Annotated in this window: 5 protein-coding genes; 4 read left to right on the top strand and 1 reads right to left on the bottom strand. The window is 59.1% G+C overall.

What is annotated here, in order from left to right:
* Positions 1 to 971: class C sortase (locus tag MHY24_RS11870; protein WP_239230901.1), on the bottom strand; the 971-nt coding region annotated here is incomplete at its 3' end.
* 529 nt (positions 972 to 1,500) lie between these two features.
* On the opposite strand from MHY24_RS11870, the gene MHY24_RS11865 reads away from it, so the two are divergent.
* From MHY24_RS11865 to MHY24_RS11850, 4 genes are all read left to right on the top strand, one after another.
* Complete coding sequence (locus tag MHY24_RS11865; RefSeq protein WP_204610554.1) at positions 1,501 to 3,126, top strand: SpaH/EbpB family LPXTG-anchored major pilin; 1,626 nt, start codon at positions 1,501 to 1,503, stop codon at positions 3,124 to 3,126.
* Between the two features lie 99 nt (positions 3,127 to 3,225).
* On the top strand, positions 3,226 to 4,164 hold the full coding sequence (locus MHY24_RS11860; protein WP_204610552.1) for a class C sortase: 939 nt from the start codon (positions 3,226 to 3,228) through the stop codon (positions 4,162 to 4,164).
* Positions 4,157 to 5,002: an adhesin gene (locus tag MHY24_RS11855; RefSeq protein WP_239230898.1), complete on the top strand. Its 846-nt coding sequence runs from the start codon at positions 4,157 to 4,159 to the stop codon at positions 5,000 to 5,002. The genes MHY24_RS11860 and MHY24_RS11855 overlap by 8 nt, the downstream gene beginning before the upstream one ends.
* A gap of 5 nt (positions 5,003 to 5,007) precedes the next feature.
* The gene (locus tag MHY24_RS11850; protein WP_239230894.1) at positions 5,008 to 8,124 is read left to right on the top strand and encodes a SpaA isopeptide-forming pilin-related protein; all 3,117 of its coding nucleotides are present in this window, start codon (positions 5,008 to 5,010) and stop codon (positions 8,122 to 8,124) included.
* Positions 8,125 to 8,368: the final 244 nt, after the last annotated feature.

Raw genomic sequence — 8,368 nt, 5'->3', positions numbered from 1 at the left:
CCAGTGCCCGAGGTTGTGGGGCCCTCCTCGCCTTCCTGCTTGCGGAAGTTCTTCCACCACCAGCGGATCAGCAGCAGCACGATGATCGCCGCGGCAGCGAGGATGGCCCACATCCACCACTGCCAGGTGGTGCCCTGCCCGTCGAAGACGGACTCTTCCTGCGGGTCCATCGGCACGCGCTCGGCGGTGATGATCAGTCGGTGGGTGTTGATGCCATAGGGGGTGCAGGTGATGAGCGTGACCAGGTCCTTATTCGGCGTGCGACGCAGCAGGCTGGTCTTATCCGGGGTGACGACCTCGATGTCTCGGACCTCGTACTTCAGCTTCTCGCCCGCCGCGGCGACGTAGACCGGGTCGCCCTTCTCGATCTGGTCGAGGTTGTCCCACAGGGTGGCGTTCTGCAGTCCGGTATGGGCAGAAAGCGCGGAGAGTCGGCCCTCTGGTGGGGCGGGCAGGATAGCGCCATCTTCGCCGAGCTCGCCGGGTGCGCCGACAGGCAGGTCCGTGCCGTAAAGGTGGCCGACCCCGCGGGCCAGCACGCGGTCGGAGGTGCCGTGGAAGATTGGCAGATCGGACTTGATGGAGGGCAGCACAATGCGGCCCATGGCCTCGGTCTCGTTCAGGACGGAGAGGTAATTCAGGTAGCGCTGATACGCCGGGGAGCTCTCGTCGTCGGAGCTGGTCCACGCATCGCTGGGGTCGATGTCCCCGAGGCTAGCGTTGTATTGCTGTGCCTCCTCCCGGGCCTTGTTGAGGACTTCTGGGGGTACGCCCTTTTCTAGCTGCGAGTAGGCCTCGGCGGCGCGGGACTGCTGGTAGTTATTCCACTGGGTGGCGAGCACCGGGTATAGCAGTACGCCCAGGCCGGCGAGGATGAGGGCGACGGCAATGATTGCGTTGGCGTTCAGTTTCTTATCTCGGCGGTGCGGGGTCGCGTCCGTCGTGTTCGGCGTTGGGGGTTGGTCTGTCATAGGCCTTAACTTCTACTGAGGGGTTGGGGCTCGCTCCGGTGGAACGTGGACAGTTGGAGTCTATTCTTCGCTGCGAGGTTACAAAAAGGCGCAATTTTTGCTGTGAGATGCTTATCACTTATCACCCTAATGTGGGGGGGCTATTACTGGTGCGCATAGAGCGAAAAACTGTTCAACAGTCCAGTTCAGGGACGATTTTGAGTGGCTCCAGCCGGGTTTGTGTTGGGGGCAATAACGCATGTCTCAATCGTTTTAGCTGTAGGGGGTGCCGAATATGTGCCATTGGCTATAAGCTAATTATGTGCGATTCACTAGGTGGGGATCGCGGGACTGAAGCCCGAGAATTGGTGGCATCACAACAAAAGTGATCTGTCAACAAAGGGGTTTTGGCGCGTGTGACCACCAGCGAATTTTAAGGTGTCGTGACCGAAAGGGCGGCAAGCTTAAAATCAGCTAACCGGAGTGGGTCGCTGAACGTCGAGGGGTGCTACGCGCTCCAGTCACTACTGATGTAAAGGAATTCACTCCAGTGAAGAAGAACTCTCTGACCATTCGTTCGGTCACTTTCGCCGCCATCGCTGGTCTCTCTTTGGGTATCGCTGCCCCGGGCTCGATCGCTGTTGCTCAGGAAGGTCAGGACCCGACCGTCAACCAGACTGCAGGCGACTCCCCGCTGGTGAATAAGAACGCCAAGGGTGCACTGACCATCCACAAGTTCGGCAACCCGATCAATGAAGGCACCCCGTCGGGCACTCTTGAAGATGCGAAGGACGTCGAGCGCAACGGTGGCGAGCCTCTGGAAGGTGTCGGCTTCACCGTGTACAAGATCAACACGACTGCGGATGGCGCTACCGACATCGATGTCACCACGAATGAGGGGCTCGTCGCTGCCTCCAAGCTCAAGGCTGCAGACTTCTCCCAGGGAGCACAGCTGAAGGACGGCCTCCCGGCTGGAGCCCTCACCAAGGTCGATACCGGTACGACCGGTGCAAACGGCACCTGGGAGGTAAGCAAGGAGCTGGAGCTCGGTGCCTACCTCGTCGTGGAGACCACCCCGAAGGAGGGCTACGACCCGGCTGTCCCGTTCATTGCATTCGTCCCGATGACCGCGGATAACGGTGCGGATAACCAGGGCACTAGCTGGAACTACGACGTCCACGCGTTCCCGAAGAACTACAAGGACGAAGAACCGACCAAGACCGTCAAGGACAAGGACCAGAACGCCGGCGACGAGAACCTCATCTACACCGTCACTGGTACTGCTCGCCAGCTGAAGCCGAACACGGAGCGCACCCAGTTCCGTATCACTGACCAGATTGACCCGAAGCTGGAGATCACTGGCGTTAACGTGACGGCCGCGGGCAAGGAGATCCAGCCCGAGCAGGATGTAGACGGAAAGTTCTACGAGGGTAACAACGTCGACGTCGCCCTGAAGCCTGAAGTAGCTAAGACGCTGGAGGCGGGCGACAAGGTCGAGGTAACGATCACCACCAAGCTGAAGGCTGAGTTCGCGAAGGACACCGACATCGCGCCGAATAAGGCTCGGGTGTTCCAGAACAACCCGGACGGCTCGGAGTCTGACAAGCCTAAGGAGACCCCGGAGGTCAAGACCTACTGGGGTGGCCTGCAGTTCAAGAAGGTCGATGGCGACCGCAAGGCTCTGGAAGGCGCCGAGTTCCAGATTGCTCGCCAGGCAGCTGGCAAGCAGTGCTCCGAGATCGACACCACCAAGAAGGGTTCCTGGACCCCGGTCAACGGTCAGCAGGGTGGAAAGGTTAAGACCACCTTCGTCTCTGGCCAGGACGGCATGGTGAAGATCACCGGTCTCCACGTCAACGATTTCGAAGACAATGCCGAGGTTGCCGCTGGTGACCAGTCCCACTACTGCCTGATTGAGACCAAGGCTCCGAAGGGCAAGGAGCTGCTGCCGGAGGCACTCGAGTTCAAGCTGGTTGCTACCTCGACTGACCCGGAGCGCGTCTACGAGCTGGCTTCCGTCCAGGTCGGCGCAAACAAGGGCGAGGTCGTTAACTCCGACGACACCACCCCGAACCTGCCGATGACCGGTGGCATGGGTATTGGCATCCTGGCCGCAATTGGTGCCGCCATCGTGGCAGCCGGTGCATGGTTCGCACGCCGCGGCGCTAAGAACTAATAGCCCGCTGAACCGGTAAAACCTTCGCCCAACGGACAACCCCGGGGGCGAAGGTTTCACCCAGGCGAACCCAAGCAGAACCAGCCCCAGGAGCACCCCGTGGATCACACCCTCAGCACAGACGTGGAACCAAAGAAGGAACCACGCCGTGCCAACAGCACCAAGACCAGCCCCGTGCTGGCCGCGGTGCTCGTGATCCTCGGGGTGCTCGTGATGCTGTACCCGGTGACGTCCACCCTGTGGAACAACTACGTCGCCACGAAGGTCGCGCAAGACTACGCGGAACTCGAAAAAAGTACTCCAGAAGAAGTCAAAAACACGCAGTGGGATAACGCCCACAAATACAACGAGAACCGAACCACCGGCCCCATCCTCGACCCCTGGCTCGCCCGCTTCGACGAGAACAACCCGGACTACCAGGAATACCTGGACCAACTCGACGCGAACGACGCGATGGCGCGCCTCATCTTCCCAAAGATCAAGGCCGACCTGCCGATCTTCCACGGAACAGATAGCGACACTTTGCAACGAGGCTTGGGCCACCTGTTCGGCTCCGACCTGCCGGTCGGCGGCAAGGGCACGCACTCGGTGATCACTGGCCACACGGGCCTGGCGAACTCCACCATGTTCGATCACCTCAACAAGGCGGAGAAGGGTGATGCCTTCTACGTCCAGGTCTCCGGCGAGAAGCTGAAGTACGTGGTCGACCAGATCAAGGTCGTGCTGCCCACCGAAACCGAGGACCTCCGCCCCGAGCAGGGCAAGGATTACATCACCCTGATCACCTGCACCCCCTATGGGATCAACACGCACCGCCTGCTGGTGCGCGGCCACCAGGTTCCGCTGGACGAATCGGATCACGAGATCTTCGACAAGAACCACGGTGCTGGGTGGCAGTGGTGGATGTACGCCCTCGTCGCGGCAGCAGCGCTGGTGCTGACCCTGCTGCTGCGGTGGCTGCTGAAGCAAAAGCGGGATCGCGAATCCCAGGAAACGACAGAAACGATGAATGACGAAGGGGCTGGCGCAGATGACTAGCCAAGCACGCGCGGCGCGGACCAGCCGCAGCCTCGTGGCGGCCATCGCCCTCAGCGCTGGCCTGCTCGGCGGCGCACACGGTGCCGTCGGTATCGCCGACGCAGCCAAGGTTGCCGGGCTCAGTGATCAACCCGGGGTGTCCCGCGACTACGGGACCGACACGCTGAGCATCACGCTCTCCCCGGGCAATGGGGACCCGGTCAACCCTGCCACGGGCAAGGTCGCGGGCGTGACCATCAAACTGGAGCGGCTGCAGGGCATCGACCCTGAGAACGCCGCGGATAAGGCGAAGGTCCGCAACACCAGCGCAGACAAGATCGCTGACTGGCCGACCGACCGCACGATCACAGCCGTGACCAACGATGCCGGCCAGGTCCGATTCCAAGGGCTCGAGAAGGGCATCTACCTGGTCACCTCCCAGGCACCGGCTGGTGCCGCGGCGGGAGAGTACCGGGAGATCAGCCCCTTCCTCGTGGCGGTTCCATTCCACACCGTTGCCGATAACCCCCGACCAGTGGAAGGCGTGATCGTGGCGAAGACGAACACCACGGTTCCGCCGACCACCCCACCGACCGAACCTCCGGAGACGCCGCCGTCGACCCCACCGGGGACGCCACCGACAGCACCATCTACCACCCCACCCCCAGGGGACACCCCACCGGGCGAGACCCCGCCACCAGGCGAAACCCCCGTGCCGGGCGATGAGAAAGAACGTGAACAGGGCGACCTGGCGATGACTGGTGTACAGATCATCGGGCTCGTCCTCGCCGCGGTGGCGCTGATGGGCGCCGGGCTGTTGATGCTGTTGATCACGAAGAAGCGAAAGCAAGAAGGGTAGCGACGATGAAAACAAAGTTCATGGGAGTAGCGGCCGCGCTGACCGTTGCGCTTGCGTTGGTTTTTGGCGTCGCTGTCCTAGGCGCGCTGCCCAGCCTTCCCGCGCCGACCGCGCAGGCACAGCAGGCGACGACCATTCCGGTGAGCCCGGCGAAACGGGACTTTAACAACACCACCACTGTCAACAGCTATACCTTCACGGTCGACGCCGATGCCACGATGAATAGCTTCGACTTCACCGTTACCGGCAACTACTTTCTTATTGGCTACGATCTTAAGGTCAACGGTGCAAGCGTAAAAAGCGAGACTCTAGCTGCGTCGCAAAAACTTCCGTATTCAAAATCAATCACCGGGCTGAATCGCGTTCTAAAAAAAGGCGACACCATTGATCTGCAGTTGCAATTCAACAACCCTAGGGTGCAAGGCTCGGTGACGATTACCCCGAAAGGCACTTTGGGCGGTGGCACCACGCAGCCAGAGCCTGACCCTGACCCGGAGCCGGGTACGTCCGTGACTCCCGCAGCGCCAACTGCAGTTGATCCAGCCACCGCTCCCTCGTGTGTAGAGAAGGGCTACATCAACATTCCAGACACGAAGGGTGTTGACTACTTCATTGGTGGCGAGCGAAAGCCCGCTGGGCAGCACTTCTACGAGGGCCAAAAGGCCACCGTTAAGGTTACGGCGAAGCCGCAGAACGGATACCAGTTCGCTGCCGGTGCGAAGACCGAGTGGTCCTTCGACTTCAGCGGGGAGGTGAAAGACTGCTCAGATTCTTCTGAAGACCCCAAGCCACCGGCGGTCGAAGGGCGTCACTTTGATGCCATCGGCCACGAGTTTGCAGTTAAAGCTGACCCAGTAGATCCGACCAAGCCCAATGCCTTTACGGCTAAGGTGACTGCGGAATCTCACATGAAGTACGCAACCGTGCGTATCGAGACTGACGCGACTTTCTTGGATCCGCAGAAGTACAACCTCACCCTGGATCAGATTGAGCCAGGTGTGACCTTGCAGAAACGCAACGTCAATATTGGCAACGGCTTCATCACCATGGACGTTGTTCCGGTAAAGGATGGTAAACCGGTTGACTCTGCCGTTGTACCGAAGGATGCGGTATTCACCTTCACTAATAATCTCTCGGAGAACAAGAATTTGAAGGTCGGTCTTGATGTGTATGGCGCGAATGAGAGCACACCAAAACCACCAGAGATTATCTCTCAGCCGTATGGAGCTCAGTGGGTTAACGGACGTGTCCCTAACCCGCCGATGCCACAGCGTTGTGGTCTGCGCATTGCTTTGGTGGCCGACCTATCGACATCGCTCCGCTACGCAGATACTAATGGCTTCGAGGCATCCAAAAAGGCTGCGAATGCATTTATTGATTCCCTGCAGGGCACCCCAGCTGAACTCGGAATCTATAATTTCGCAAGTGGCGGTCCGGCTAATCAGGCTGGAACGACACACGGTCAGAACCCACCCTATATTTCAATGCTGTCGGAGCAGGGCGTCCAGCGAGCAAAGGACGTAGTTAAGAACTGGAGTTATAACGAAAATAACAGTGCTACGAACTGGGAAGCGGGCCTGAAGCAGGTCAAGGATCACGACTACGACGTGGTGTACTTCATCACGGATGGTATGCCCACGACCTCCTCGACAATCAAGAGCAAGGGCCTCGGTGGTGAATTCGTTCAGGCTAGTGCTCTCAACGACGCGATTAAGGCAGCCAACGAACTCAAAGCTGCCGGTACCCGTGTTGTGCCAATCATGGTTGATCTGACGCTTGGCGGAAATACGGGTAAAGATTGGGTTGTTGAGCAAGACTATGTTCTCAAGGACATCAAACGCATCGGTCTGAATGCCGAAGTGCCGCAACAACCTGGTGTCTACTACAAAATCAACTCCGGGATTCAAGCCGCGCGAGAAGCAAACTACAACGACAAGGAACGTAAAGGAACTAACGAAAGCGGCGAGCTCATTATGGCGAACCTAGAGAGAGCTGAGAAGCTGGCGCCGAATCGGGCACTGCAGGTGTTTGAGCGGTTGCCTAATGGGAGGTCAGTGACAGTCACTTCGGACATGTCGAGGTGGACTTACGGTGCACGTGGTGTCAAGACCATGGGCGAGGATATCTCGGGCACGGGTCACACGGTGAAGGTGTCTAACTACAGCAACCTTACCGAACAGATGAAGAAAATCGCCCAAGACGTAACCGCACGATGCAATGGTGCGGTGACCGTCAAGAAGCGGATCGTTGACGAAAACGGCAAGGTTCTTGAAGACGGTGTCCCAGGCTGGGAGTTCACCCTGTCTGCCGGTGGCCAGGACATCATCGACCCAGGTAATGGCGAGCTCGTTCGGAGGTCGCTGAAGGCAACGTCCTCGGCCGACAGGGACCTTGGCACTGCCTCCTGGAACATCATGAGCGAACAAGAGCAGCAACTGACTCTGGTAGAGACACAGCAACCGGGTTTCAACCTCTATAAGAGGAATGACAAGAATGCCGTGTGTACCGAAACCCGTGACGGGGTAACGAAACCGGTTGAGGTCACAAATGACGGTGAGTTCGGTTTCAAGGTCAGGATGAGCGAGAAAGATAAGAAGCTGTCTTCGGTTTCCTGCGTAGTTGATAACTACAAGCAGCCGGAAACTCCGCCGGGCAAGCTGACTTTCAAGAAGGCTCACTACGACGGCGATAAGATCGTGGAGATGTCTGGGCTGGGTGGCGCGACCTTCAAGATCTACCCGTCCAAGGGAGGCCAGCCGGACTACAGCGCTGGAGAGCTCTACACCATCAAGCCCGGGCAGGAGTCTATCGAAGTGAAGACGACTGGTACGTTCTTCCTCGTTGAAACGAAGGCTCCTAAGGGGCTCAACCTGCTGGCCCAGCCGGTCGAGTTTCAGATTTCAGTGGATGAGCAGACTAAGCAATATAAGATTTCTGCGGTCAGCACTAGCAGCGGACAAATCCAAGTGAGTGGCCAAGGCGATAAGATGATCCTGCAGGTGTCGGACACCACTGCCGGTAAGCTCCCGAAGACCGGCGGGTACGGCGTGGCCCTCGTGGGGCTCATTGGTGCCGTGCTCGCAGGCGCGGGCCTCCTGCTCGGCCGCCGTAAGACCGCCTAAGCGGTAAAACCAGGCAGGGGAGTGGCGCGTGCATCGCGCCACCTGACCTAGGTAGTAGGCACATAAAGGAGGGGCGGGCTCAGCACACAACGCTGAGCCCGCCCCTTTTTCCTTGGGCTGCGTGCCACGGGCATGATCTCGATGCCAAGAACCGCTACCCCCGGTGGGCACTAATCGCTGCGTCACGCCAGTAGCAGAGGCAAGCGTTCAGAGGAGATGGACACCGGTTGAGGGCAAGCAAAAA

It is taken from the genome of Corynebacterium sp. ACRPQ (assembly GCF_022347225.1).
GTDB lineage: Bacteria > Actinomycetota > Actinomycetes > Mycobacteriales > Mycobacteriaceae > Corynebacterium > Corynebacterium tuberculostearicum_D.
This window is presented reverse-complemented; position numbering and strand designations above follow the sequence as displayed.

Excerpts from the sequence above, each read along its gene's own strand:
- MHY24_RS11855 (WP_239230898.1), top strand. The coding sequence starts at position 4,157 with ATGACTAGCCAAGCACGCGCGGCGCGGACCAGCCGCAGCCTCGTGGCG.
- MHY24_RS11850 (WP_239230894.1), top strand. The coding sequence starts at position 5,008 with ATGAAAACAAAGTTCATGGGAGTAGCGGCCGCGCTGACCGTTGCGCTT.